Source organism: Sulfurospirillum arcachonense DSM 9755 (assembly GCF_000597725.1).
GTDB lineage: Bacteria > Campylobacterota > Campylobacteria > Campylobacterales > Sulfurospirillaceae > Sulfurospirillum_A > Sulfurospirillum_A arcachonense.
Genome location: NZ_JFBL01000011.1, coordinates 74,325 through 98,163 on the forward strand (window position 1 = coordinate 74,325; position 23,839 = coordinate 98,163).

Annotated in this window: 24 protein-coding genes and 1 other RNA gene; 17 read left to right on the plus strand and 8 right to left on the minus strand. The window is 29.7% G+C overall.

Features of this window, described 5'->3' with window-relative positions; all coding sequences use genetic code 11:
• Positions 1 to 30: 30 nt before the first annotated feature.
• Genes K354_RS0109650 through K354_RS14740 form a run of 7 tightly spaced genes read left to right on the plus strand, consistent with a single transcriptional unit; the run spans position 31 to position 6,251 of the window.
• On the plus strand, positions 31 to 780 hold the full coding sequence (locus tag K354_RS0109650; protein WP_024955291.1) for a substrate-binding periplasmic protein: 750 nt from the start codon (positions 31 to 33) through the stop codon (positions 778 to 780).
• Between the two features lies 1 nt (position 781).
• A complete protein-coding gene (locus tag K354_RS0109655; RefSeq protein WP_024955292.1) occupies positions 782 to 1,519 on the plus strand; it encodes a substrate-binding periplasmic protein in 738 nt (245 codons plus the stop codon).
• Positions 1,520 to 1,537: 18 nt separating this feature from the next.
• Positions 1,538 to 3,847 carry an ATP-binding protein gene (locus K354_RS0109660; protein WP_024955293.1) on the plus strand — a complete coding sequence of 770 codons (2,310 nt, stop codon included), beginning with the start codon at positions 1,538 to 1,540 and terminating at the stop codon, positions 3,845 to 3,847.
• Between the two features lie 13 nt (positions 3,848 to 3,860).
• A complete protein-coding gene (locus K354_RS0109665; RefSeq protein WP_024955294.1) occupies positions 3,861 to 4,334 on the plus strand; it encodes a chemotaxis protein CheX in 474 nt (157 codons plus the stop codon).
• Between the two features lie 9 nt (positions 4,335 to 4,343).
• Positions 4,344 to 4,757, plus strand: a complete 414-nt coding sequence (locus K354_RS0109670; RefSeq protein WP_024955295.1) for a response regulator — start codon at positions 4,344 to 4,346, stop codon at positions 4,755 to 4,757.
• Positions 4,758 to 4,767: 10 nt separating this feature from the next.
• Entirely contained in the window at positions 4,768 to 5,232 is a 465-nt protein-coding gene (locus tag K354_RS0109675) for a hypothetical protein (RefSeq protein ID WP_024955296.1), read from the plus strand.
• A gap of 8 nt (positions 5,233 to 5,240) precedes the next feature.
• Positions 5,241 to 6,251: a GGDEF domain-containing protein gene (locus K354_RS14740; RefSeq protein ID WP_024955297.1), complete on the plus strand. Its 1,011-nt coding sequence runs from the start codon at positions 5,241 to 5,243 to the stop codon at positions 6,249 to 6,251.
• 29 nt (positions 6,252 to 6,280) lie between these two features.
• Here the strand turns inward: K354_RS14740 and K354_RS0109685 are convergent, their stop codons facing one another.
• From K354_RS0109685 to panB, 3 genes are read right to left on the minus strand one after another with little or no spacing between them, the layout of a single operon-like run.
• A complete protein-coding gene (locus K354_RS0109685; protein WP_024955298.1) occupies positions 6,281 to 7,318 on the minus strand; it encodes an AI-2E family transporter in 1,038 nt (345 codons plus the stop codon).
• A complete protein-coding gene (gene ruvB, locus K354_RS0109690) occupies positions 7,308 to 8,333 on the minus strand; it encodes a Holliday junction branch migration DNA helicase RuvB (protein WP_024955299.1) in 1,026 nt (341 codons plus the stop codon). The genes K354_RS0109685 and ruvB overlap by 11 nt, the downstream gene beginning before the upstream one ends.
• Complete coding sequence (gene panB, locus K354_RS0109695; RefSeq protein ID WP_084607357.1) at positions 8,333 to 9,115, minus strand: 3-methyl-2-oxobutanoate hydroxymethyltransferase; 783 nt, start codon at positions 9,113 to 9,115, stop codon at positions 8,333 to 8,335. Before panB ends, ruvB begins: the two co-directional genes overlap by 1 nt.
• Before the next feature lie 97 nt (positions 9,116 to 9,212).
• Here panB and K354_RS0109700 point away from each other — a divergent pair, with 97 nt between their 5' ends.
• Both K354_RS0109700 and trpA read left to right on the plus strand, forming a co-directional pair.
• A complete protein-coding gene (locus tag K354_RS0109700) occupies positions 9,213 to 9,623 on the plus strand; it encodes an Hpt domain-containing protein (protein ID WP_024955301.1) in 411 nt (136 codons plus the stop codon).
• Between the two features lie 22 nt (positions 9,624 to 9,645).
• A complete protein-coding gene (trpA, locus tag K354_RS0109705; RefSeq protein WP_024955302.1) occupies positions 9,646 to 10,386 on the plus strand; it encodes a tryptophan synthase subunit alpha in 741 nt (246 codons plus the stop codon).
• 24 nt (positions 10,387 to 10,410) lie between these two features.
• Here the strand turns inward: trpA and K354_RS0109710 are convergent, their stop codons facing one another.
• From K354_RS0109710 to ssrA, 4 genes are all read right to left on the minus strand, one after another.
• Positions 10,411 to 12,804 carry an efflux RND transporter permease subunit gene (locus K354_RS0109710; RefSeq protein ID WP_024955303.1) on the minus strand — a complete coding sequence of 798 codons (2,394 nt, stop codon included), beginning with the start codon at positions 12,802 to 12,804 and terminating at the stop codon, positions 10,411 to 10,413.
• The gene (locus K354_RS0109715; RefSeq protein WP_024955304.1) at positions 12,801 to 13,382 is read right to left on the minus strand and encodes an MlaC/ttg2D family ABC transporter substrate-binding protein; all 582 of its coding nucleotides are present in this window, start codon (positions 13,380 to 13,382) and stop codon (positions 12,801 to 12,803) included. Before K354_RS0109715 ends, K354_RS0109710 begins: the two co-directional genes overlap by 4 nt.
• 2 nt (positions 13,383 to 13,384) lie before the next feature.
• Positions 13,385 to 14,119 (minus strand): MlaA family lipoprotein, encoded by a 735-nt coding sequence (locus K354_RS0109720; protein ID WP_024955305.1) that lies wholly within the window; start codon positions 14,117 to 14,119, stop codon positions 13,385 to 13,387.
• 92 nt (positions 14,120 to 14,211) lie between these two features.
• Positions 14,212 to 14,595: a transfer-messenger RNA gene (gene ssrA, locus K354_RS14920) on the minus strand.
• Positions 14,596 to 14,690: 95 nt separating this feature from the next.
• Between ssrA and K354_RS14745 the strand changes: the two genes are divergently transcribed.
• Positions 14,691 to 15,182, plus strand: a complete 492-nt coding sequence (locus K354_RS14745) for a hypothetical protein (protein ID WP_024955306.1) — start codon at positions 14,691 to 14,693, stop codon at positions 15,180 to 15,182.
• 104 nt (positions 15,183 to 15,286) lie between these two features.
• On the opposite strand, the gene K354_RS0109730 is transcribed toward K354_RS14745, so the two are convergent.
• On the minus strand, positions 15,287 to 16,852 hold the full coding sequence (locus K354_RS0109730; RefSeq protein ID WP_024955307.1) for a cache domain-containing protein: 1,566 nt from the start codon (positions 16,850 to 16,852) through the stop codon (positions 15,287 to 15,289).
• A 51-nt stretch (positions 16,853 to 16,903) separates the two neighbouring features.
• Between K354_RS0109730 and K354_RS0109735 the strand changes: the two genes are divergently transcribed.
• The 7 genes from K354_RS0109735 (at position 16,904) to K354_RS0109765 (ending at position 23,763) form a co-directional block, all read left to right on the plus strand.
• Positions 16,904 to 17,578 carry a response regulator gene (locus tag K354_RS0109735; RefSeq protein WP_024955308.1) on the plus strand — a complete coding sequence of 225 codons (675 nt, stop codon included), beginning with the start codon at positions 16,904 to 16,906 and terminating at the stop codon, positions 17,576 to 17,578.
• A gap of 111 nt (positions 17,579 to 17,689) precedes the next feature.
• Positions 17,690 to 18,673: a TRAP transporter substrate-binding protein gene (locus tag K354_RS0109740; protein ID WP_024955309.1), complete on the plus strand. Its 984-nt coding sequence runs from the start codon at positions 17,690 to 17,692 to the stop codon at positions 18,671 to 18,673.
• 19 nt (positions 18,674 to 18,692) lie between these two features.
• Positions 18,693 to 19,247: a TRAP transporter small permease gene (locus K354_RS0109745; protein WP_024955310.1), complete on the plus strand. Its 555-nt coding sequence runs from the start codon at positions 18,693 to 18,695 to the stop codon at positions 19,245 to 19,247.
• Positions 19,244 to 20,524 carry a TRAP transporter large permease gene (locus K354_RS0109750; protein ID WP_024955311.1) on the plus strand — a complete coding sequence of 427 codons (1,281 nt, stop codon included), beginning with the start codon at positions 19,244 to 19,246 and terminating at the stop codon, positions 20,522 to 20,524. The genes K354_RS0109745 and K354_RS0109750 overlap by 4 nt, the downstream gene beginning before the upstream one ends.
• 184 nt (positions 20,525 to 20,708) lie before the next feature.
• Positions 20,709 to 21,869 carry a major outer membrane protein gene (locus tag K354_RS0109755; RefSeq protein WP_024955312.1) on the plus strand — a complete coding sequence of 387 codons (1,161 nt, stop codon included), beginning with the start codon at positions 20,709 to 20,711 and terminating at the stop codon, positions 21,867 to 21,869.
• 136 nt (positions 21,870 to 22,005) lie between these two features.
• On the plus strand, positions 22,006 to 22,593 hold the full coding sequence (locus K354_RS14195) for a c-type cytochrome (protein WP_024955313.1): 588 nt from the start codon (positions 22,006 to 22,008) through the stop codon (positions 22,591 to 22,593).
• 51 nt (positions 22,594 to 22,644) lie between these two features.
• Complete coding sequence (locus K354_RS0109765) at positions 22,645 to 23,763, plus strand: ABC transporter substrate-binding protein (RefSeq protein WP_024955314.1); 1,119 nt, start codon at positions 22,645 to 22,647, stop codon at positions 23,761 to 23,763.
• Positions 23,764 to 23,839: the final 76 nt, after the last annotated feature.

Sequence of the window (23,839 nt, forward strand, 5' to 3'; positions counted from 1 at the left end):
AATATACATATTTACAGTGGAGTTTAAATTATGAAAGTGATGTTGGTAGTTATAATGTTGGTGATAAATCTATTTGGAGCTCAATCGAAAAATATAAAAATATATACAGAACATTATCCACCACATAATATGAAAATTGCTGGTGAATTAACAGGATATTCTGTAGAAATTTTAGATGCAATGTTTAAACAAATGAAATCAAAACAAAGTATAAAAAATATTAAACTTACAAATTGGTCAAGAGCATATTCTATTGCACTTAAAGTTCCTAATAGTATGGTGTTTTCAACAACAAAAACTAAACAAAGAGATGATTTATTTAAATGGGTTGGACCCATTTCAAAAACAAGAGTTGGTGTAATAGCACTAAAAAGCAAAAATATTGTTATTAAAGATGTATCAGATTTTAATAAATATAAAATTGGTGCTGTTCTAAAAGATGTGGCAGAACAACTTTTACTTAAACAAAATGTCCATAAAAACAGTATACAACATCTAAATGGTGAAAATGCCATAAATTTATCTTTTACTAAAATGGAAAAAGATCGTATAGATATGTTCGCTTATAATATAGATGCTGCATTTGATGGAGCAAAAATGGCAGGTTATGACATAAGTAAGTACGAAGTTATTTATATATTAACAGAAGCTGACTTATATTATGCATTTAATAAAAAAACTGATGCGAAGATAATTAAACAGTGGCAAGAAGCATTAGATATTATAAAGAAAAATGGAACATATGAGAAAATTATGAGTAAATATAAGAGAAGAAAATAAAATGAAAAAAATTATAATTTTATTTTTTTGTTTAGGGATAATGCATATTTTACAAGCAAATGATATAAGAATGATGACTGAAAATTATCCTCCTTATAATATGGAAATAGATGGAGAACTTCAAGGTTTTTCAGTTGATGTATTGGATGCTATGCTAAAGCAAATGAATTCAAAACAAAAAAGAGAAGATATAGAGCTTTTACCTTGGTCTGAATCGTACTCACTTGCAATGAACATAAAAAACAATATGGTATTTTCAACTACAAGAACAAAATCTAGAGAAAATCTTTTTAAATGGGTTGGTCCTATATATAAAACAACTGTGGGAGTCACAGCACTAAAGAGTAAAAATATAGTAATAAAAAAAATTTCTGATTTAAATAAATATAAAATAGGTGCTATGAAAAAAGATATTGGTGAAACACTTCTTTTAGAAAAAGGAGTTTCTAAGAGTAGTATTTATACCATCGATGGAATAAATAGTTTAGCAACTTCATTTTATTATATGGAAAAAGGTAAAATCGATTTATTGGCTTATGAAACAAAAGTTGCTTTTTATAGTATTGATTTAAATGGTTATGAAGTAGATGATTATGAAGTTGTTTATACTCTTGAAAATAATGAGTTGTATTTTGCTTTTAATAAACAAACTTCAGATTTAACTATCCAAAAATGGCAAAAAGCATTGGATGAGATTAAGTCTAATGGTATATATAATAAAATCATAAAAAATTATTAAAATTGTAGGGTTTGAAAATTGAAACAGAGTATTATCTTAAAAACTTTAATTATTTTGAGTATAGTTATAGCTGGAATTTTTATTGGCTCTGCTTATTTGTTTTCGCAAAATGATAATGGACTAATAAGTGACATAAGATCTTATAATCTCAATTCTGCTATGAAAGCTCTTGATGAAAGACAACAAGAGAGACTAAAGTTAAACAAAAAGCAGATGAAAACAGTAGCTAGCGCTATTTCTAAAAATTCATCAGTTTATTTACTTAATTTTGACACTGATGGATTAGAACAGAGTTTATATTATGATATGAAAAAAGATGGCATAAAAGCTATAAAAATTTGGGATAATGCAGTAAGAGAAGTTTTTTTAGCTGCTTTGAAAATAGACAATAAAATAGTATTCAAAAACTCAATCCCTGAAGAGTATAAAAAATTTGCAAAGATAAAAAGACCCATAAATATAGTAGCAGATGATTCAATAGAAAGAATTGGTTACGCTACTCTATATTATGACGAATCACTTATTATAAATCAGATAAATGAACTAAAAAAGAATACAAAAAGAGATATTGAAAATTTTAATAAAGAGATAGATATACAAAAAGGTAAATCAAATACAATTAAATTGTATATTGCTATTGGTTCTTTTTTGACTGTATTGATGCTTATTACAATTTTACTTATGAATTTTGTGAATAGGCCACTTAAGATAATACACAGTGGATTAGATAGTTTTTTCTTGTTTTTACAAAATAAAAAAACTAACACTGAAAAAATAAAATTAGATTCAAATGATGAGTTTGGTCAAATGGCAAAATCTTTAAATGAAAATATAGAAGTAAGTACTAAACTTCATGAAGAGATCCATGAGCTCAATACAAATTTAGAAAAAAAGGTAGAAGAGAAAACACAAAGTATAACCGATCTTTTAGATAATGCAGACCAAGGATTTTTATCTTTTGGTATTAATTTGATTGTTGATGAAGAATATTCTTTGATATGTAAAAAGATATTTAACAAAGACATCAGTGGAAAAGATATAGTGGAGCTACTTTATCCAAATAATGACTATAAAAAAGAGTTTTTTGCCCAAACATTAAAGTCACTTTTAAAAGAATCAAATAAATTAAAAATTAAAACCATTATATCTTTACTCCAAAGCGAATTTATAATTAATAAAAAAGCAATTAAAGTAAAATATAAAATTATTGATAGCAACAAATTTATGCTAATTCTGACAGATATTACAGCAAAAAAACTTTTAGAAAAGAAAATAAAAAAAGAAAGAAATATACTCAAAATGATAGTTGCTGTTGTTCGTGATAGTGAGAACTTTTTTGAGATAATAAATGATTTTGAAAAATTTCTAAATAATGAAAGTGATTTAATAGATACTAGTAAAACACCACTTTATAATGCAACAGAACTTTATCGAGAAATACATACTTATAAAGGATTGTTTTCACAATATGAAATGAGTCAAATAGTATCTCAGCTTCACAAAATAGAGTCTTCTTTTTCAGATTCAATTTTAAATAAAGCTTGTAATAATAAAGATCTTCAAACTATTTTAAATGAAAGTGATCTTAGTAATTGGCTACAAAAAGATATAGTTATAATAGAAGATATTTTAGGAGATGAATTATTTAATCAAAAGGGTAAAATAGTTATTAAAGAAGAGGCAATATCTCAAATTGAAAAGAAAATTATGGAAATAGTCAATGGAAGCAATGAAGAATATGATATCAAAAGTGTCGCAGAGGATATCAAAAACTTAAAAAGTAAAACTTTTTATAGTATGTTTGATTCTTATTCAAAATTAGTTGATTCTTTAAGTGTGAAATTTGATAAATCTATATATCCTCTAAAAGTAATTGTAGATAAAGAACTTAGAGTAAATGATAAAATGAAGCCATTTATTAAATCTTTAATACATGTATTTAGAAATAGTGTAGATCATGGAATAGAGACTAGTGATGAAAGAATAGAAATGGACAAAGATGAAGTAGGTACTATAAGTTGCACTATTAATAAAGAAAAAAAGAATTTACATATAATAGTAGCTGATGATGGAGCAGGTCTTGATATAGATAAAATTAGAGATAAAGTGATATCTTTAAATATTGATATAAATAATTTTACAAATAAAGATATTGAAGCATTGATTTTTAATGATCAGTTTAGTACAAAAAATGAAGTATCTCAAATATCTGGACGAGGTGTAGGTATGTCAGCAGTTAAATCAGAAATTGAGAAACTTGGTGGGATTATAAAAATAAATTCACAAAAAAATAAAGGAACTACATTTGAATTTGTAGTTCCTTTATAAAAAGGGGGAATAGATGATTTTAGATGCGTTAATACTTCAATCAAAACTATTTTTATCTGAAGATATGGATATAAATATAAAAGGTGTTGAAGTAGAAAATAGTAGCCCAGATAAGCTTGTTTTAAAAGATTATACTTCTATGATTGGTACTGGAGGTAAATTGAATTCTATGATAGTAATAAGCTTTGATAATCTTCTATTAGATAAGTTGGTCGAACTTTTCATGGATGGGGAACAAGTTGAAGATGAAGAGTTTGAAGAAGTAAGAGATAGCGTATCAGGAGAAACTATAAATACAATTATAGGTTTAGCATTGCCAACTTTTCCAAATAGAGGTAAAGGTGTAACAATAACACCACCTATAACTATTAATGATGCTTCTAATATAAAAAAATATAAAGATTCAAAAATTTTGAGTGCAAATATAACAACTGATTTTGGTACATTGAGTATTAGTGCTATGGGATCAGAAGATACAATAAAATAAAGGAAAAAAATGTTAAAAATTTTAGTAGTAGATGATTCATTGATAATTAGAAAAAAACTTATAAAACTAATAGAAAAACTAGGGCATGAAGCTATTTTTGGTGCTAAAGATGGACAAGAAGCTATATCAGCTTATACTTCAAAAAAACCAGATCTTGTGACTATGGATATAACAATGCCAGATATGGATGGTATCACAGCTGTTAAAAATATCATAAAAGATGATAGTGAGGCAAAAATTATAATGATAACTTCTCACGGACAAGAAGATATGGTAATTAAGTCTATACAAGCAGGAGCAGTTGGATACATGCTAAAACCTGTTACTGAAGAAAAACTTGCAGCAGCGATAGGCGAAGTTTTTATAGAATATGCTGTTGAAGAAGATGATGATGACTTAGATATACTAGAAGATGAAATTTAAGGAATAACATATGAAGGAGAACAAGCTTTTTGAAGTCTTACTTGATGTTATACCATTTGCCGCATATGCCGTAGATATAGAAACTCATGAAGTAGTATATGCTAATAAATTAATGAGTGAAAATTTATATGCACCAAGAGAGGAACATTGTTGGAAAAAAGTATTTGGACAAGAAGAAATTTGTTCATGGTGTACTATACCAGAGTTAAAAAAAAGAGAAGCTGTATATAAAAGTGAAAAATTAGTAAGTACTTTTTTTGATGAAGCAACAGATAAATGGCTACAAAGCTATGATGAGCTTGTGAAGTGGCCAGATGGAAGAACAGTTAAATATTCAATTTCTGTGGATATAACAAAACAAAAAGATATACAAGCAGAAATGATAAAAACCCATACAAAACTAGCTATACAAACAAGAAAACTAAGTGAAGCCAATAAAAAACTTAAAGAAATGATGAAAAATGATAAAAATTAGGATAGTGCATGTTAGAAAATAAATTATTTGAAGCATTATTGGATGTCATACCATTTAGAGCATATGCTGTAGATGTTGAATCTTATGAAATAATTTATGCAAATAAAATGGTTAGAGATAACATGTATGCACCTCAAGAAACATATTGTTGGGAAAAACTTTATGGAAAAACAGAGAAGTGTAGTTGGTGCAGTATAGATGACCTTAAAGCGAGAGATAAGTTTACTGATTCAAAAAAGTTTTCTTGTGAATTTTTTGATGAATTAGATGATAGATGGTTAAACTCTTTTGATGAGCTTATTAATTGGCCTGATGGTAGATATGTAAAATATTCTATTTTAATTGATACGACAGAGCAAAAAGAAGCACAAGGTTCTATGTTAAAATCACATGCATCACTTGCTGTTAGAACAAAACAAGTAAAAAAAACAAATAAAAATCTTCAAATAACAAAGCTCAGACTTCAAAAAACAATAAATAAATTACAAAAGCAAGAAGAAGAATTAAAATTATTAGCATCAACAGATCCTCTTACAAAACTTTTTAATAGAAGGTATTTTACTGAAGTTTCAGGACATATTTTAGATTTAGCAAAAAGAAATAATGAAAATATGTCAATTATTATGTTAGATATTGATAAATTTAAAAATATAAATGATACATATGGACATAAAGTAGGTGATGATACATTAGTTGTTTTTGCTGAAACTTTGAACAATTTTAAAAGAAAAAGCGATGTTGTTTGTAGATTTGGCGGAGAAGAATTTGTTATACTTTTACCAGAAACTAATGTAGAAGGTGCAAGTAAAATAGCTCACAAGATTAGAAAAGTGATTGAAGAATTAATTATTAAAATCGATGAAAAAATAGAGTTAAATTTTACTGTTAGTGTTGGTGTATCACAAGTCAATATAGAAAAAGACAATAATATTGAAGCAGCAATAAATAGAGCGGACAAGGCACTATATCAGGCAAAAGATACTGGTAGAAATAAGACAGTAGTAATAGAAGATATTTAATAGAGTTACATGCAAAGGGTATTTAGCCTTTACATGTAATGTTTATTTTTGAGTAGTTCATATAACTTGAGTATAGATATAAAAAGTGCAGTAATCGCAGGTCCAAGTATCATCCCCCAAAAACCAAATGTCGAAAGCCCAGCAATAATAGCAAAAAATATTAAAAGCTCATTTATCTTCGTTGGTATTTTTGCTAAAGTGTTTATGTACTTTATGATAAGAGGTTTTATAAATGTATCTGCTATGATAGAGATTACTACCACGGAATAAGAAGCGATTATAATAGCATCGACAAGATTTCCACGTGCGAGTTCATAAGCACAAATAGGTACCCACATTAAAGCTCCACCTACAACGGGAATCAACGAAGCAAAACCATAGAGTATTCCTAGAAGAAGACCATTGTATCCAAACATAACTCCCATAATAGAAAAAAGAGCTCCCTCAAATATGGCTGTTACTAAAATAGAGTAAAAAAGTACACTCATGACATTAGCAACTTCTTTAATGACTAAATCAATCTCTTGGTTATCTAAGGGTGTTAAGTTTTTTATGTATTTTACTAAATCACCACCATATAAATTAGCAAAAAAGAAAAAGATGATTATTAAAAACATATCTTTTAGAAATTCTGCACTATTTTTCCCAATAAAAGCAGCGTAAGATAGTGTATTACTTGTGATATTTGTTATATCAAAATGAGTAAAAAAATCATCTATTTTTGGTTTTAAAAAAGAGATAGTATCTGGGAGTTGCAAATCTAATGATGATAAATAAGTTATAATTTTTTCTATAATAGTAGGATCAAAATGCTTAACAGTAGAGCCAATTGAAGTTATAATATAAACAATAGGTCCAAAAAACAGTATAGATAATAATAAAGTGGAGAGTGAGGCAGCTATAATTTTATTATTAGTTATTTGAAACAGTTTTAAGTTTATATTATAAGTAGCAATAGCTAGGAGTGAAGCTATAGTAAGAGTAAGTAAAAAAGGCTCATATAAGCGAAGGACCCAAAAAAGTATTATTAAAAATAATGCTCCTAAAAAAAATTTACTATTTTTCATTGTCTATTCCCAATAAACCCATATTATTTGGATGGGTTAGTCTAAATATGTCATATGCTTTTGGTGTTGCAATACGTCCACGAGCAGTTCTTTCAATATATCCTTTTGCTATTAAGTAAGGCTCTATAACGTCTTCTACTGTTCCTTCATCTTCACTTAGAGCTGCTGCAAGGGTGCTAAGTCCAATTGGTCTTCCTTTTGCTTCAATGAGTACTTCTAAAAAACGTAAATCTAGTTCATCAAAACCTATATGATTTACCCCAAGCTCATCCAAACCATATTTTGCCCGTTCTAGAGAGATACTATTTTCATCTACAACATCAGCATAATCTCTAATTCTTTTTAATAATCTAAGAGCAATTCTTGGAGTGCCTCTACTGCGTTTTGCTATCTCTAAAGACGCATCTTTATTACAATTTTTTTCTAGTTTTTTCCCCGCTTTTACTATTATTTGGCTAAGTTCAGATTCATTGTAAAATTGTAGTCTAAAATGCATACCAAATCTATCACGCAAAGGGGAGCTTATCATACCTGCTCTTGTAGTGGCTCCTATAAGAGTAAATCTAGGCAAATCTATTTTAATAGTTTGAGCAGCTGGTCCACTTCCTATAATAATATCGAGTCTAAAATCTTCCATTGCAGGATAAAGAATTTCTTCAATTGCAGGTGAGAGTCTATGTATCTCATCTATAAATAGTATGTCACCTTCTTCAAGGTTTGTCAAAATTGCTGCTAAATCTCCACTTTTTTCTATCATTGGGGCTGCTGTCATTTTTACATTGGCTTCCATGTCATTGGCTATAATATAAGCTAAAGTTGTTTTTCCAAGACCTGGAGGTCCAAAGAAAAGTACATGATCAAGGGCTTCTTCTCTTTTTTTAGAAGCTTGTATAAAAACTTGAAGGTTTTTTTTGATTTTTTCTTGGCCGATATAATCATTCCAATTTGTAGGCCTTAAAGATGTTTCATAGGCATTTTCAAAAGAAACTTTATCTATCTCTACAATGCGTTCCATTAGTAAGTATATTCCTGTGTAGGGAATTTCCTTGTCTGAACATCTGTTATATAGTTATCAACAGCATTTTTTACTAAATCTGCACCATTGAGATACTTTTTAACAAATTTTGGTTGAAACTCCTCAAAAAAGCCTAGCATATCACTCCAAACGAGAACTTGACCATCTGTATCGTTTCCAGCTCCTATGCCGATTGTAGGGATATTAACAGCATCAGTTATTCTTTTTGCAGCTTCAGACTTCACTCCTTCTACAACGATAGCAAATGCACCTGCTTTTTCAACAGCTTTAGCATCTTCGATGAGTTTGAGAGTATCTTCTTCACTTTTGCCTCGAACTATATAACCACCTTCACTTCTAACGTATTGTGGCATAAGACCAATGTGACCCATTACAGCAATAGAGTTATTTGTAAGAGCTTGTATGATGTGAGCACGCTCTGTGCCACCTTCTATTTTGACTGCATGAGCAGTTGTTTCTTGGTAAACTTTTGAAGCATTTTTAAGAGCCATTACTTCATCGGTATAAGTACCAAAAGGCATATCACAAATTATAAAAGTATCAGGTGCACCTTGGCAAACAGCATTTGTATGGTAAATCATAATATCAAGCGAGGCAGAAAGTGTATCTGGTTTGTTATTGAAACTCATATTGAGACTATCGCCTACTAAAATCATGTCGGTTTTATTGTTAAATAGAGAGGCAAAAAGAGAATCATAAGCAGTTATAACTGTTAAAGGTATTTCTCCTTTTGCTTTTTTTATAGAAGTTATTGTTTTCACTAAAAACCTTTTAAAATCTTTTATTTGAATTAGATTTTATCTAAAAAATGGTATGATTACAAATCATTGGCATTAGTTATTTGACGAAAGGACGTACATGGGATTATTCAAGCAATTAGAAGTTGATTTTGATTTAGAGATTGTTGAAGATTTTTTTTCTCATTATGGAATTATGTGTGAAACTATGGAACCCTTGATAATTGGACTAAATAAACCAGAAGAGTATGAAGTAAATATTAGTGAACTTTTCAGGATTTTTCACAACATGAAATCTGCAGCAGGTTTTTTAAAACTTCAACCTATCATTAAACTAGCAACTCTTTGTGAAGATGTAGTAGAAGAAGCTAGGATTGTAGAAGGTCCTGCATCAGAAGAGTTTATAGATTGGTTACTTATGGTGAGTGATCAGTTTGAAAAATATAGAATGAATATAGAAAATGATGATGAATATTTTGGCATGCTCGAACCTCTCATTATAAAAATTCCAAAAAAATTACAAAAAAATTAAATTTTACTATAGGTGAATACAATTGAAAAAATTAGTTGCATATATAACTGCAGGATTTCCAAATAATAGTTTTACAATAGATTTAGCATTAGCTTTAAAAGAATCAGGTGTTGATTCATTAGAACTTGGTATTCCTTTCTCAGATCCAGTAGCAGATGGTCCCATCATAGAAGAAGCAAATTTAATAGCACTAAAAAATGGGTTTAAAATAGAACAACTTTTTGAAATTTCTAGTCAAATAGCAACTCAAATTGATACTTTATGGATGGGTTATTTTAATCCTTTTTATCATAAAGGAATGGATCTTTTTACGGATTATGCTAAAGAGTATGGTGTAAGTGGATTTATTATTCCAGATCTTCCTCATGAAGAAGCAAAAGTATATACAGATTTAATGAATAAAAAAGATTTATCATTGATATCTTTTGTTGCACCTACTGATTCTGAGCAAAGAATCAAACAGGTAGTAGAAAATAGTAAGAAGTTTATCTATCTTGTTGCATATGCAGGAATTACAGGAAGTGGTGCAAGCGAAGATTTGAGTCAAACTATTACTAATATAAGAGCAGTAACTTCAACACCAGTTTATGTTGGTTTTGGTGTAGATGAAAAAACGGCAAAAGAAAAAGCTGTAGGTGTTGATGGGGTTATTGTTGGGAGTGCTTTTGTAAAAATACTTCTTGATAATTCCTTAAGTAATAACGAAAAAATTAAAAAAATATCAAACTTAGCCAAAGTTATAAAAGATACTATTAATTCTTAAAGAGCTTTACATGTAAAGCTCTTTTTATACTAGTCTTTTGGGTTTAAAGATTAAAAGAAGTTTTGGAAGTAAAAGTAAAGCTCCTAAGAGAGCCATAAACATAACAGTCATTGTTAAGATACCAAAATATATTGTTGGTAAAAAGTTTGATAAAACAAGTACTGAGAAACCTAGCATTATGGCAAGAGTAGTATAGTACATAGCATATCCTATACTGTTGTGAGAGCGGTGCATAGCTTTTACATAGTTATTATCTATTTTTAACTCTTCATAAAAGCGATGAATATAGTGAATGGTATCATCAACCCCAATTCCCAAACTAATAGCTGCAATAGTTATAGTCATCATATCAAGAGGTATACCAAACCACCCCATAAATCCAAAAATCATACTCATAGGTATTATATTTGAAATGATAGCAATAAGAGCAATTTTTAATGATTTGAAAATAAATAAGAACATTAAAAACAGTAGAATTAAAACAAGTCCAAGGGTAAGAATTTGTGATTTAAAAAGACTTTGAAGCATATTGTTATAAAGTATCATTATATTAGAGAGTCTATAAGAAGCAACTTCAGGCTTAATAATGTTTTTAAGCTCAGCATCAATCTCTTTTATAAGTTGATTTCTTCTAAGTTCAGGATTTGAATCAATTATGCGTGTTGCAAATCGTACTTCATTGTCTTTTATACTAATATAGGGTTCAAGTATGATTTTTTTAAAGTTATCTGGGAGTTTTTTGTATAAAAGTGCTAATTCAAAACTATTTAACTCTTTTCCATCATTTAGTAATTTTCCAATACTTAAAGTGGTGGCAAGAGATTGAACATTTCCTATCTCCACTTTTTGATCAAGATAATTATGAATTTTTGTGATGAGTTCCATTTTATCAGGAGTAAACCAATATTGGTTTGAATCTTCTTTTTCATCAAATTCATCTTCAAAACTATCAAATTCATCAAAATCATCATTACTAATTTGTTTTGTTTCTTCTTTTTTATTAAACTTTACAATTATATCAAGAGGAGTGGTTCCTCCTAGTTGTTTATCTATAACTTTCATACCTTTATATATCTCGGTTGAAGATTTAAAATAATTGATAAAACTATTTTCAACAATAAGTTGCTTAACTCCTGTTAGACTAAATACAATAATTAAAATACATACAAAAAGTATTTGTTTCCCTTTAAATTCAACGCACTTAGCAAAAAGTTCAGGTAAAGCAGTTTTTTTCTCTTTAAGTGTTCTTTTTTTTGAAACAGGTAAAAGTACTAATATAGCAGGAAAAAGAATAAAAGAGAGAACAAGAGATATAGCGATTCCGCTACTCATCATCCAGCCTAAGTTGATAATTGGTAAAATATTTGAAAAAATTAGTGAAGCAAAACCAACAATAGTCGTAAGGATTGCAAAAAATGATGGAGATAATTTTGAAAGAACAGTTTCAAGTATAAGTTCTTTTTGCGAATAATTTAGCTCTACATGTAATAACTCATTGTATCTAACCATGAGGTGCAGAGTAATAGACATTGTAATAATAAGTTGTAAAGAGACAAAGTTTGATGAGATAACAGTAACTTCCCAACCGAAAAAACCAAGTAAACCAGCCGTTGTAACGATAGAAAAAAGACAGATAATGACAGGTAAAACAATCCACCTAATCTCTCTAAAAATCAACCATAAAATAAAAATAAGAAGGGTTAAAAGAGCTGTTCCATATATAATCAAGTCATTTTTTACAAAATTAATTAAATCATCACTTATCATATTTACACCACCTAAAAACAGTTCACCACTGTTTTTATTGTTATGTAATATTTCGCGTACATTTTGAATAAATATATGGTTTGCTTCTCTAATAAAATCACGTTGCTTTTTTAATTTTTCAGGCTCTTTTGAGAGTTTTTTATCATCCTTTAAATTTATGATAATAGCTGTTGTTTTGAAGTTGTTGCTTACAAGATTACTTTTGTAGATAGGACTTGTTAAAAACTCTTTTTTGACTAAATCTAAATTTATATTTTTTGATTCTAATGTAGGTATATTTCCTACTAAGTTTTTGATTGATTTATGTGAACTTTGTAAAAGAGGAACATTTAAAATAGAAGTTACAGAGCTAATTTTTTCTAAAGTTAATAGCTCTTTAGTCAGTTTTCTAATGCTATCTAAAGACTCTTTTGAAAGTAAAGGAGTATTAGGAGTAAACGCTACAGCCAATATATTTTGTGTTTTGAATTTTTGTGTTACTTCTTTTGAAAATAGTAAGTCAGGGTCATCTTCTAAAAGAAGAGTACTGCTTGAAGCATCTATTTCAAGTTTTGTAGCACCATATGCAAAAATTGCAATAACAATAAAAACAGAAAAAAGTATTTTTATAGGGTGAGAAAGAACAAACTTTTCATAAAAAGTTTTTATCATGTGTCTTTTTTATCTAATTTACTTAAGAGTGTCTCATATGATTGTGTTTTCAAAATATCTTTAAACTGTGCACGATATGTTTGAATCAGACTCACTCCAATAATATCCAAATCGTATATCATCCATTCATTATTTTTTGATTTATAAAATTTGTAAGTAATAGCATAAGTATCTTTTTTACCAATCAGCTCTGTTAGAAGCCAAATTTTGTTTTTACTTTTTTCTTGAAGCTCTATGATACGTAATCTTTCATCAGTATATAAATTGAGTTTTTCAATATAAGAATTTTTAAGATGCGAGATAAATTTTTGTGTAAATTCTTCTCTTTGTGCGGGAGTCATAGCAATCCAATTTGATTTGCCAAGGCTAAGTTTAGTCATAAATCTATAGTCAAATATGTCTTCAAATATAGGAAAAAGTTTATTTGCTTTTGTAGTTAAGTCTAACTCTTTTTGTTTTATTATATATGTAGCAATGTTCATTTTTTCTTTTAGTACTTTAGTAATGTTTTCTTTTTCAACAGCGAATAGTGAAGTTGAAAAAAATAGTGATAGTATTAATAATATATTTTTTATCATTTTTACTCTTCTATAAGTTTTTTTCTACGTTGTTCATATACGTTTTTAAGTAAAGGATATAAATTCACAGCGTCTTTTCTTAAAGCTTCATATTCATCTACATGTAAAGAGTATTCATTAAGAACTTCATATGATTTAAGAAAGTAATATGGTCTATCGTCTTCTAAGACATTCACTTCATGGCTATGTGCATATGAGAGAGGATTTAAAAAACTATCTCCAACAAGTCCAATAGTATCTCTTAAGTTTGATGGGCCAAAAAGTGGTAAAACTATGTGGAAGTCATCACTTGCACCATAATATCCTAAAGTTTGACCAAGATCTTCATTATGTGGGTTGAGCCCACCCTCCGTTTTTGCCAAATCTAAAAAACCAGCAAGACCATAAGTTGAGTTAATAATAAATCTACCTGTTTCTTCAAAAGCATTTTTAAATTTTAACTGTAATACATTATTTACAAATCGAATAGGAAATTTAATATTATCAAAAGCATTTGAAACACCTTTACGTACAGGTGTAGAAACAATATTTTTGTACCCTTTAGCAACAGGCCCCATGATATTCATATATACAAAGTCATTAAATTTTGTCATTTGAACGTTATAGCCTTTGATAGGATCCCATGAAGAACTTTTTTCTTTTTTAGTAAATTCGTTTTCAAATTCATCATCAAATGAACTGTCAGTTTGAGAAAATAGTAACGAAAAAGAGAGTAAAAACAAAAATATAAGACGCATAACATAAAATCCTTAACAGTCGGTAAATAAAATAGTTGGTATTATATTGTTTATTACATTTAATAATCATTAAATATATATTTTATGTTAAATGGTGGAGTTGTCCGGAATCGAACCGGAGTCCAAAAGCAGCCACCTATGACGTCTACATGCTTAAAGAAGTTGTTTGTTTTTAATTTTGATTCACACAACTAACAAAGTTACTCAAAACGAGCCCCTAATTTCATTTTAAGCTGAGGCAGACTTAAAATATATCTATTATAGCTATGATACTTCCAAAATCTCCCTTGAATAGAATCAGAAGTGGAAGCAGTCCAAAAGCCGTTAGGCTAAGGTTAAACTTACGCTACTGCGTAAGCTGGACGATAGTTACTGTTATTAGCAGTTATGTTTTTGAAGGTTGTTTAACGCAAGACCCTCACTCGCGACATGCAGCCATAAGCTAAAACTACTCCTGTCGAAGCCATGTCAACCCCACAAAGCAGATGCGAATTGTATCTAAATTTTATAAATAGTGCAATCTTCTAAATGGTATTTATAGTATACTACGTTTTTGATTGAGGAGAAAGAGATGATTAGAGTAATAATATATTTTATAGTAGTTTTTATATTGACAGGTTGTATGGGGACTGAACCAGTTGTCACATATGAAAAATATGAAAATTCAAATAATATTTCACAAGAACAAACAGAGGCTCAAAAAGTTTATATAGGTGAGAAAGTTACAGGTGTTATTAAAGGGCGTATTACACAACTTGCTTATAATGGTTCAAAAAATATTTGGGAGTATGAAGCAAAAAGTAATGATTCAAGTAATCATAAACTTTTAAATGCCCATTTTACATATAATAAAAAAATGGCAAAAAGAGGAGATTTTGTATATGCTATTATTAAAAATGGTAAATTAGAAGAGCTATTTTTGATAAAAAAAGGCAATTATAAACAAAAAAAACCTAGATATGTTAAAAAAAGAAAAAAAGTAAATAGTGAAATTATTCATAAAAGGACAAAGAAACGCCAAATTTTGGGTGTTCCAACATCTGAGTCGATTTTATTGAATTAAATGTTAACCGTTTGTTTGCTTTGGTCCTTTATAATTACATCAAGTAATTCATATAGACTCCTTAGAGAAACTGAGTGATTAGAAGAGTTTTGCCAAGCGCTTTTCTAATCCACTCTTTTCCATCTTATTGTAAAACAAGCTCCATAATTTTTATTTTCAGCTACCAATACTCCGCCCATACTTTTTTCTATAATTAGTTTTGACATATACAAACCTATTCCAGTTCCTCCTGTATCTTCTTTTGTTGTAAAATATGGCTCAAAGATTTTTTCTATAGGCTCTACAGTTATTCCACCAGCATTATCTTCAATGCATAAGTACGAGTAGGTAGTATCGCTTTTAAGATTTATGCTTATTTTAGGGTTTTGTATTTTTTCACTGATTAGTATGTGTTTTGCATTTGTTATTATATTAAGTATAACTTGCTCAAATTCATTTTTATGTCCATATATTTTTTCATTTTTAGAAATGTTGATATCAATAGTTATATTTTTCTCACGTGCAGTAACTCCTATGATATTTATCACAGCATCAACAGCTTCTTTTGCATAAAACTCTTTTTTTTCACGTTTAGGCATAAAAAATTCTCTAAAATCGTCTATTGTTTTTGACATATACTCTACAATATCTTCAGCTTCTTGGCTTTTTTCTTGCATAGAGTTTTTATCAAGTTTTCCTAAGTTGTGTTTGAACTTTATTGTCATCATAATAGCTGAAAGCTTTGAGAGTGGTTGTCTCCATTGATGTGCTATATTGCTTATCATCTCTCCTAGAGCTATAAATTTTGATTTTTGTATGAGAAGTTGTTCTTGTTCTCTACTTTTTTGCACTTCAACATGAATTCTATTTTCTAGGTCTTTATTTAGCTCTTGCAATTCTTCTGTTTTTTGTTTCACTTGTGCTATATAAGAGTTTAAAAATTTTTCTATTTGTTTTCCTAAAAAAATAGCAAAAGCATTGGCAATGAGTGAGAAAAATAAAAATATTATGATAGCTGAGGTGACTTCAATCTGAACAGTTCTATTTAAACTAGCTTCTTTTTGGGCTATTTCGACATCTATCTCATCAAGATAAGTTCCTGCACTAATAATCCAATTCCACTCAGGATAAAGTTTAAAGTAAGTAATTTTTGGACGTATTTCAGAAGAGTCCAATTTTTTGTACATGTATTTGACAAAAGAGTCTCCTTTATCTTTAATATCTTTTAAAAATATTTTGCGGAACTCTTTTCCAAGTGCGTCTTTATAATTATCAGAAATATATTTGTTTTCTAAATCTGGACGATTTGAATTAATAAGCATTTTTGCAAAGTTTTTTCCACCTTGAAAATTTTCTATTTTATAAACAAATATATAATTTTCTTTCTTTTTACCAAAACGAATACTTCTAATCCAATCTTTTAACTCTTTTTTGTAAGCAGTCTCTTCTTGGGGGGAGTCAAATCTAGAAGTTTTAAATTTTATAATTTCTATTATGGAGTCAACTTCTCTTTTTATAAGTTTTTTTTGAGTTTTTATAAAAGTTTCTTTACTCTCTTTGATTGCTCGGTCTAAGATATCATACTGCTTTGTTATAAAATAGTAACTATTAAATAGCATCAATGAGGTAATGATAAACATACTACTTAAAATGATTACATTTGAAATATTATTTTCTTTAATGATTTTCAATTAAACCCTTTTTTTAATAAGAATACAAAAAACAATATACTACCATATCTTATGAACAAAAAGATGCTTGAACAATTATCAAATTATACCGTTCTCTACGCCGAAGATGATGAAGGAGTACGAAATAGTGTTGCTGAGATGCTAAATCTACTTTTTAAAAAAGTTTATATAGCCAAAAATGGAGAAGAAGCATATGCTTTGTTTTTAGAAAAATCACCACATATAATCATAACAGATATAAAAATGCCTATTATAAATGGAATAGAACTCGCAAAAAAAATAAGACAAAGTGATGAAAATATCCAGATTATTGTTATTTCTGCTTATACGCAGGTTGATTATATGCTTGATGCTATTGATTTGTCATTAATGAAGTACATAGTAAAACCTATAACAGAAACGAAACTTTGTGAAGCACTAGAAAAGTTTTTACAACTTCAAAAAAATAGTAATACTATACATTTAGTCGATAGCTGGGTGTATGATAGTTCCAATAAAACTATACGTAATGAACAAACAGAGTATGAATTAACTAAAAAAGAGTCAAGTTTGCTAGAACTTCTTTTATCTAAAAAATCTGTTTTAACATATGAAGAGATAGAGATGGAGCTATGGCCAGATGAGACTATGAGTTTAAATGCACTCAGATTACTCATGAAAAACTTTAGAAAAAAACTTCCAGAGGGTTATTTAAAAAATATTCAGAGCATTGGTTACAAATTGTAACTTTATACTACTAAGTAAGTGTAACTTTTCGTAATTATACTTAATATACATAATTCATACATACTTTTTTTTTATACTGAAATTGAAAAGAAAATATGCAAGGAGTAATGTATGAATAAATTCGTAAAGATTATCGCAGCAACTGCTGTATTGGCTTCAGCTACATTTGCAGCTGATTATACTATTAAGTTCTCTCACGTTGTTAGTGCTAACACACCAAAAGGTAAAGCAGCTGACTATTTTGCAAAAAGAGTAAAAGAGTTGACAGAGGGAAGAGTTGAAGTAAAAGTTTTTCCAAGTTCTCAATTATATACTGATAAAGCAGTTATGAAAGCATTAAAAATAGGTAATGTTCAAATGGCAGCACCAAGTTTTTCAAAATTTACAAGTTTAGTACCTCAACTTCAAATATTTGATTTACCATTTCTTTTTAAAGATGTAAATCATGTTCATGCAGCTATGGATGGTGAAGTAGGTAAAGCAATGAAAGATTTAGTAACAAAAAAAGGTTTTGTTGCACTTAGTTATTGGGATAATGGTTTTAAACATTTATCTTCGAATAAAAAAGCACTTATAGAACCAAAAGATGCAGCAGGCCAAAAATTTAGAATTATGTCTTCAAAAGTTATTGAAGCTCAATTTTTAGCAGTAAAAGCAAATCCGCAAGTTCTTCCTTTTTCAGAAGTTTATTCAGCACTACAACAAGGTGTTGTTGATGCAGCAGAAAATCCACTTTCTAACTTTTATACAAAAAAATTCTATGAAGTTCAAACTGACTTGACTCTTTCAAGCCATGGTTATCTTGGATATTTAGTTGTTATGAGTAAGAAGTTTTGGAAGAAATTACCAGCAGATTTAAAACCTAAGATAATGCAAGCTATGGATGAAGCAACAGCGATGAATAGAAAATTGGCAGCTGAGCTTGAAGCATCTTATTTAGCAAAAATCAAAGCATATGCTGATAAAACAGGAAAACTAAAAATTCATACTCTAAGCGATGCACAAAAAGAAGCTTGGAGAAAAGTAACTGCTGTTGTTTATCCTGATTTCTATAAAGTAATTGGTGAAGATTTAATTAAAAAAGCTCAAGAATAAGAGTTTATAAAGGTTAATAATGGGTAAGTTTTTTACAATCCTTGATCTGGGTGTAGCCTCTATCAATAAAAATATGGCAGTATTGGGCATGATTTTAGGTGTTGTTTTAGCCTTTATGAATGTTGTAATGCGTTATATCTTTGATAGTAGTTTTACATGGGCTGGGGAACTAACTAACTATTTATTTATGTGGGGCGCACTTTTTGGTGCGGCCTACGGGTTTAAAAAAGGTATACATATATCTGTAACTCTGCTTTTAGCGCAATTACCACCTGCAATTGGTAAAGCACTGCTTATCTTTGCTCATACACTCTCTTTTATATACTTAGCAGCAATGTCCTATTTTGGATATCAGCTTGTACTTATAATAGCAGAGTTTGATGAGATGAGTGTAGATTTAAATATCCCTATGTGGATTCCAAATTTAGTGTTACCTTTAGCTTTTGGTGCAGCCGCATTTAGAGCAGGGGAAAAAATCTATGAAGTATCTATTACTGACGCAGATGAGGTTATGAAAAAAGAGGAAGAAGAACTCATTCATGACACTTCTGAAATTAGAGGAGCTGATGTATGATGATGCTTAGCCTTTTTGGATTATTATTTGGTTTAATGTTAATTGGTGTTCCAGTAGCGGTAAGTCTTGGAACAAGTACTATGATAACAGCACTTGTTTTTACAGACATGGAACTTATGGGTGTTCCTCAAAAAGTATTTGATGGGCTTGACCATTATTCTTTGATGGCGATTCCTATGTTTATTTTAGCAGGAGCTTTTCTCTCTAAAGGAAGTGCATCAACAAGAATTATAGAATTTGCAAAGTCTATAGTTGGACATCTTCCAGGGGGCCTTCCAATAGCAGCTATTTTTGCAAGTATTATTTTTGCAGCAGTTTCTGGTTCATCTCCTGCGACAGTTGTTGCTATTGGTTCTGTTATGTATGGAGCAATCAAGGCTGAAGGTTACCCTACGAAGTATGCCATAGGAACTATTGCAACAGCAGGTAGTTTAGGAATTTTGATTCCTCCATCTATTGTGTTTATTGTTTATGGTGTTACAGCAGAACAGTCTATTGGAGAACTTTTCATGGCAGGTGTTGTTCCTGGTCTTATGATTGGTTTTATGATGATGGTTGTTACATATATTGGTGCAAAAAGACTTGGTTTTGAAAAAACTCAAATGGCACCATTTAAAGTAAGATGGAAAAAGTTTAAAGAAGCTTTTTGGGCTCTTATGCTGATTGTTATTGTTATTGGTGGGATTTATGGAGGATTGTTTACTCCAACTGAAGCAGGAGCGGCGAGTGCAGTATATGCCTTTTTTGTTTCATTTTTTGTTTACAGAGATTTGAAGTTAAAACAAATTTATCCTATAGTACTTGAAGCAGCTATGACATCATCGATGATATTTTTTATTATTGCAAATGCTATGATATTTTCTCACTTTTTGACAGATGAGAGTATTCCTCAAACAATTACACAAATGATAATTAATGCAAATGTAGGCCCAATTATGTTCTTGGTTATAGTAAACGTTCTTCTTTTTTTAATGGGGCAGTTTATGGAACCTAGTTCGGTGGTTATGATTACAGTGCCACTTCTTTTACCAATTGCAATGACTTTAGGCATAGATCCTATTCATTTTGGTGTTGTTATGATTGTAAATATGGAACTAGGGATGATTACTCCTCCTGTTGGGCTTAACCTCTTTGTGGCCAGTGGTATCACAGGACTAAGTCTAAAAGAGGTAATAGTAGCATCTCTTCCATGGAGTATGACTATCTTAGCAGGACTCTTATTGGTAACATATATACCAGAGATATCTCTTTGGTTACCTCATATGATGTTTAAATAAATATCAATTATATTTACATGTAAAGGATTTACCTTTACATGTAAAGCACAAGAAGCTTTTTTTGTCTTTTTTTGACAAAAATACAGAAATTTATCAACTTAAGAGTCTTTTTTACTAAAAAACTTTTATTTTTTTAAAAAATTATGCTATACTTTTTCCGTAATTTAAATTTTAAGGAGAATATATGAAATTAGCTAAACTTAGCTTGGCAGCTATTATGGCAGTTGGTGCATTAAGCACTGCAAACGCACAACCTCTAGAAGAGGCAATTAAAGGTGTAGACTTTTCTGGTTTCGCAAGATACAGATTTCACGATGTAGAAAGAAATGATGTAAATACTAAAAACAACAATGATTATGATATTGGTGTTAAATTAGTTGCTCCTGTAACTGAAGACTTAAAATTCACAACAGAGATTACTGCTGGTGGTAGTGATAATGAAAGCGATTACAAAGTAGGTGGAACTGCTAGAAGTCATGTAGATGTAGATAAAATGTACTTTACATATACTAAAAATGCACTTACAGTTCAAGCTGGTAGACAAGCTTTAGGTACTCCTGTTAGTGATAATGGTTACCGTGGACAAAAAGGTACTGGTGTTTTAGCTATGTATAACTTTGGTACAGTAACTTTAGCAGGTGCTTACTTTAATACTTCAGATTTAGGTACTGGTTATTTTGGTAGCACAAAAACTCCTAATATCTATAACCAAATGGATAATAGTGAAATCAATGCTCTTGCAGCAATTGCTTCTTTTGGTCCTGTAAATGCACAAATTTGGGGAATTAGAGCTGTTGATGCAGTTGATTATTTAGTTTTTGCTCAAGTTGATGGATCAGTTGCTAATTTTACTTTTACTGGACAAGTTATTCAAACTGAACTTGATGATACTCTTGTAGGCACTGCCGAAGATTCAGGTACATTTTATGGTTTAAAAGCTGAATATAAAGGTAGTAACTTTAAAGTAGCTGCTGTTTTTACTGACAATGATGAAGATCAAGGAGTTCATGCTGTAGCAACTGATGCTAACAATGATGTTATTGCTGCAGGTTGGAGACTAGCTGATAATGATTATAAACAAGTTTCATCAACTGGTGGACAAACATATGGACTAGATGGTTCAATTACTTTTGGTAAAATTGGTTTAATGGCTGGATTTGCAGAGTGGGATCAAGATACTAATGCTGGTGGTAATGAAGAAGAGTTAACTGAAATTTGGGGTGGAGTATCTTATAAATATTCTAAAAACTTCAACACTTACATTAAATATTCTGACGTAGATGCTGATAATGTTGATTCTCTTGATCAAGAATACTTAAGATTTGAAGCTAAATATACTTTCTAATCATTTGATTTAAAAGTAGATTTAAAGGCTGAGATTGCTTGCAATCTTGGCCTTTTTTTTTGCCTATTTTATATCCAAAGCCACACATAAAGAAAAAATTGCTATAATCTTTGATTAATTTAATCAAGGAACTTACATGTTTAAAATATTAGTCTCATTATTTTTCGTTTTTATTACGTTTTCTGTTGCAGCAGATGACTCCTATGTTTTTGAAGCCAAAGGTGAATTTGCAAAAGAGTTAAAATCTTTAGTTGAGAAATACTCAAAAGAGGGAAAGATAGAAGCGAAAGTTTATAAAAAAGAAGATAAATCTTTTATGGAATCAAAAACAAAAACTATTTTATCTGTCTTTAAAGATAATACAGCAGAAGAATTAAAATATGCAAATGTTGAACAAGGTGAAAGACTTTATCAAAGAAAATGTGCATCTTGTCATGGAGTAAAAGCAAATAGCAATAAGTATGCAACTCCACGAAAACTCTCAACTCTCAAACCTCTAAAAATTGTAGAATTACTTGAAGGATATCAATCAAATTATGATGGTAAATTTGGTGGAAGTTTAAGAAATATCATGAAACCTCAAGCAGATGGTTTGGTTAGTGATGAAATGCAATCAATTGCAGTATATATATATACACTAAATCACGATACAAAATTGCCTAATGCGGTAGAATCTACGCAAGATGAAGAAAGTGATGAAAATCCAACCAGTTATTTGCAATAAATAAATATAAATTTTAGTAGTATTATAGATAATAATTTATAAGGAGTCTATATGAGAAAATTAGCTACATTAATAACTTCAGCTGCACTTTTAGCATCTGTTGGTATTGCGAAAGAGATTAAAGTTGGGGCAGTTATGCCTATGAGTGGACCACTTGCAGCATATGGTCAAGTAACTTATGAGGGTGTTGAATTTGCAAACACATTGCAACCAACTCTTAAAAATGGCGATACTATTAAACTAGTATTAGTTGATAATAAAGGGGATAAGGTAGAAACTGCAACTTCAACTACGAGATTAATTTCTTCAGATAAAGTTGTAGCTATTTTAGGAGCACTTACTAGTACAAATACAGCTCAAACTATTGCAATTGCAGATAAGAAAAAGATTCCTGTTATTGCAGCAGTTGCTACAAATGACAAATTAACTACAAAACGTACATTTGCAAATAGAGTGTGTTTTACTGACTCATTTCAAGGGGAAGTTGTTGCAAATTATGCTTTAAAAGATTTAGGTCTTAAAACAGCTGTTGTTATTGTTGATCAAGCTCAGGTTTATTCATTAGGTCTTGCTAAAGCTTTTACAAAAGCATTTAAAAAAGGTGGCGGAAAGATTGTTAAGAAGATAAAAGTAACCTCAGGTGATAAAGATTTTAAAGCCGTTGTTTCTCAAATCAAATCTGTAAATCCTGATTTCATGTTTTTACCTCTTTATCATCCAGAAGCTTCTATGATAGCTCGTCAGGCGAAACAAGTTGGACTTAATAAACCAATGTTTTCAGGGGATGGTGTTGCTAATCAAACATTTATTGATTTAGGTGGAGAATCAGTTGAAGGGTATATGTTTACAGACTTTTTTGATTATAGTGCTCCCCCAACACAAAGATCAAAAGATTTTATAGCTGGATACTTTAAAAAGACTGGCAAAAAAGAGATGAATTCATTTACTGCACTTGGAGCAGATACTTACAATGTACTTATTGCTGCTATGAATAGATGTGCAAATCCAGAAGATAGTGTTTGTATAAATAAACAGATTAAATCTACAAAAGGCTATGAAGGAGTTTCAGGTATATTAAATATTGATAAAGCTGGAAATGCAACTCGCTCAGCAGTTATAAAAGTAATTACAAATGGTAAAGCTGTTTATAAAACAACTGTAAATCCATAATCTACAAATATATTTCCCCTTTTTACAAGGGGAAAATAATCTTATACATGTAAAAATTATCAATTTTTATTTTTAT

Bases quoted from the DNA above. Each gene is read 5' to 3' on its own strand.
- K354_RS0109715 (WP_024955304.1), bottom strand. From the start codon at position 13,382: ATGATAAAAAATATATTATTAATACTATCACTATTTTTTTCAACTTCA.
- K354_RS0109685 (WP_024955298.1), bottom strand. From the start codon at position 7,318: ATGAAAAATAGTAAATTTTTTTTAGGAGCATTATTTTTAATAATACTT.
- K354_RS14195 (WP_024955313.1), top strand. From the start codon at position 22,006: ATGTTTAAAATATTAGTCTCATTATTTTTCGTTTTTATTACGTTTTCT.
- K354_RS0109735 (WP_024955308.1), top strand. From the start codon at position 16,904: ATGAACAAAAAGATGCTTGAACAATTATCAAATTATACCGTTCTCTAC.
- K354_RS0109710 (WP_024955303.1), bottom strand. From the start codon at position 12,804: ATGATAAAAACTTTTTATGAAAAGTTTGTTCTTTCTCACCCTATAAAA.
- K354_RS0109755 (WP_024955312.1), top strand. From the start codon at position 20,709: ATGAAATTAGCTAAACTTAGCTTGGCAGCTATTATGGCAGTTGGTGCA.
- ruvB (WP_024955299.1), bottom strand. From the start codon at position 8,333: ATGGAACGCATTGTAGAGATAGATAAAGTTTCTTTTGAAAATGCCTAT.
- K354_RS0109740 (WP_024955309.1), top strand. From the start codon at position 17,690: ATGAATAAATTCGTAAAGATTATCGCAGCAACTGCTGTATTGGCTTCA.
- K354_RS0109750 (WP_024955311.1), top strand. From the start codon at position 19,244: ATGATGATGCTTAGCCTTTTTGGATTATTATTTGGTTTAATGTTAATT.
- K354_RS0109745 (WP_024955310.1), top strand. From the start codon at position 18,693: ATGGGTAAGTTTTTTACAATCCTTGATCTGGGTGTAGCCTCTATCAAT.
- K354_RS0109700 (WP_024955301.1), top strand. From the start codon at position 9,213: ATGGGATTATTCAAGCAATTAGAAGTTGATTTTGATTTAGAGATTGTT.
- K354_RS14740 (WP_024955297.1), top strand. From the start codon at position 5,241: ATGTTAGAAAATAAATTATTTGAAGCATTATTGGATGTCATACCATTT.
- K354_RS0109720 (WP_024955305.1), bottom strand. From the start codon at position 14,119: ATGCGTCTTATATTTTTGTTTTTACTCTCTTTTTCGTTACTATTTTCT.
- K354_RS0109670 (WP_024955295.1), top strand. From the start codon at position 4,344: ATGTTAAAAATTTTAGTAGTAGATGATTCATTGATAATTAGAAAAAAA.
- K354_RS0109765 (WP_024955314.1), top strand. From the start codon at position 22,645: ATGAGAAAATTAGCTACATTAATAACTTCAGCTGCACTTTTAGCATCT.
- K354_RS0109665 (WP_024955294.1), top strand. From the start codon at position 3,861: ATGATTTTAGATGCGTTAATACTTCAATCAAAACTATTTTTATCTGAA.
- K354_RS0109675 (WP_024955296.1), top strand. From the start codon at position 4,768: ATGAAGGAGAACAAGCTTTTTGAAGTCTTACTTGATGTTATACCATTT.
- K354_RS14745 (WP_024955306.1), top strand. From the start codon at position 14,691: ATGATTAGAGTAATAATATATTTTATAGTAGTTTTTATATTGACAGGT.
- K354_RS0109655 (WP_024955292.1), top strand. From the start codon at position 782: ATGAAAAAAATTATAATTTTATTTTTTTGTTTAGGGATAATGCATATT.
- K354_RS0109650 (WP_024955291.1), top strand. From the start codon at position 31: ATGAAAGTGATGTTGGTAGTTATAATGTTGGTGATAAATCTATTTGGA.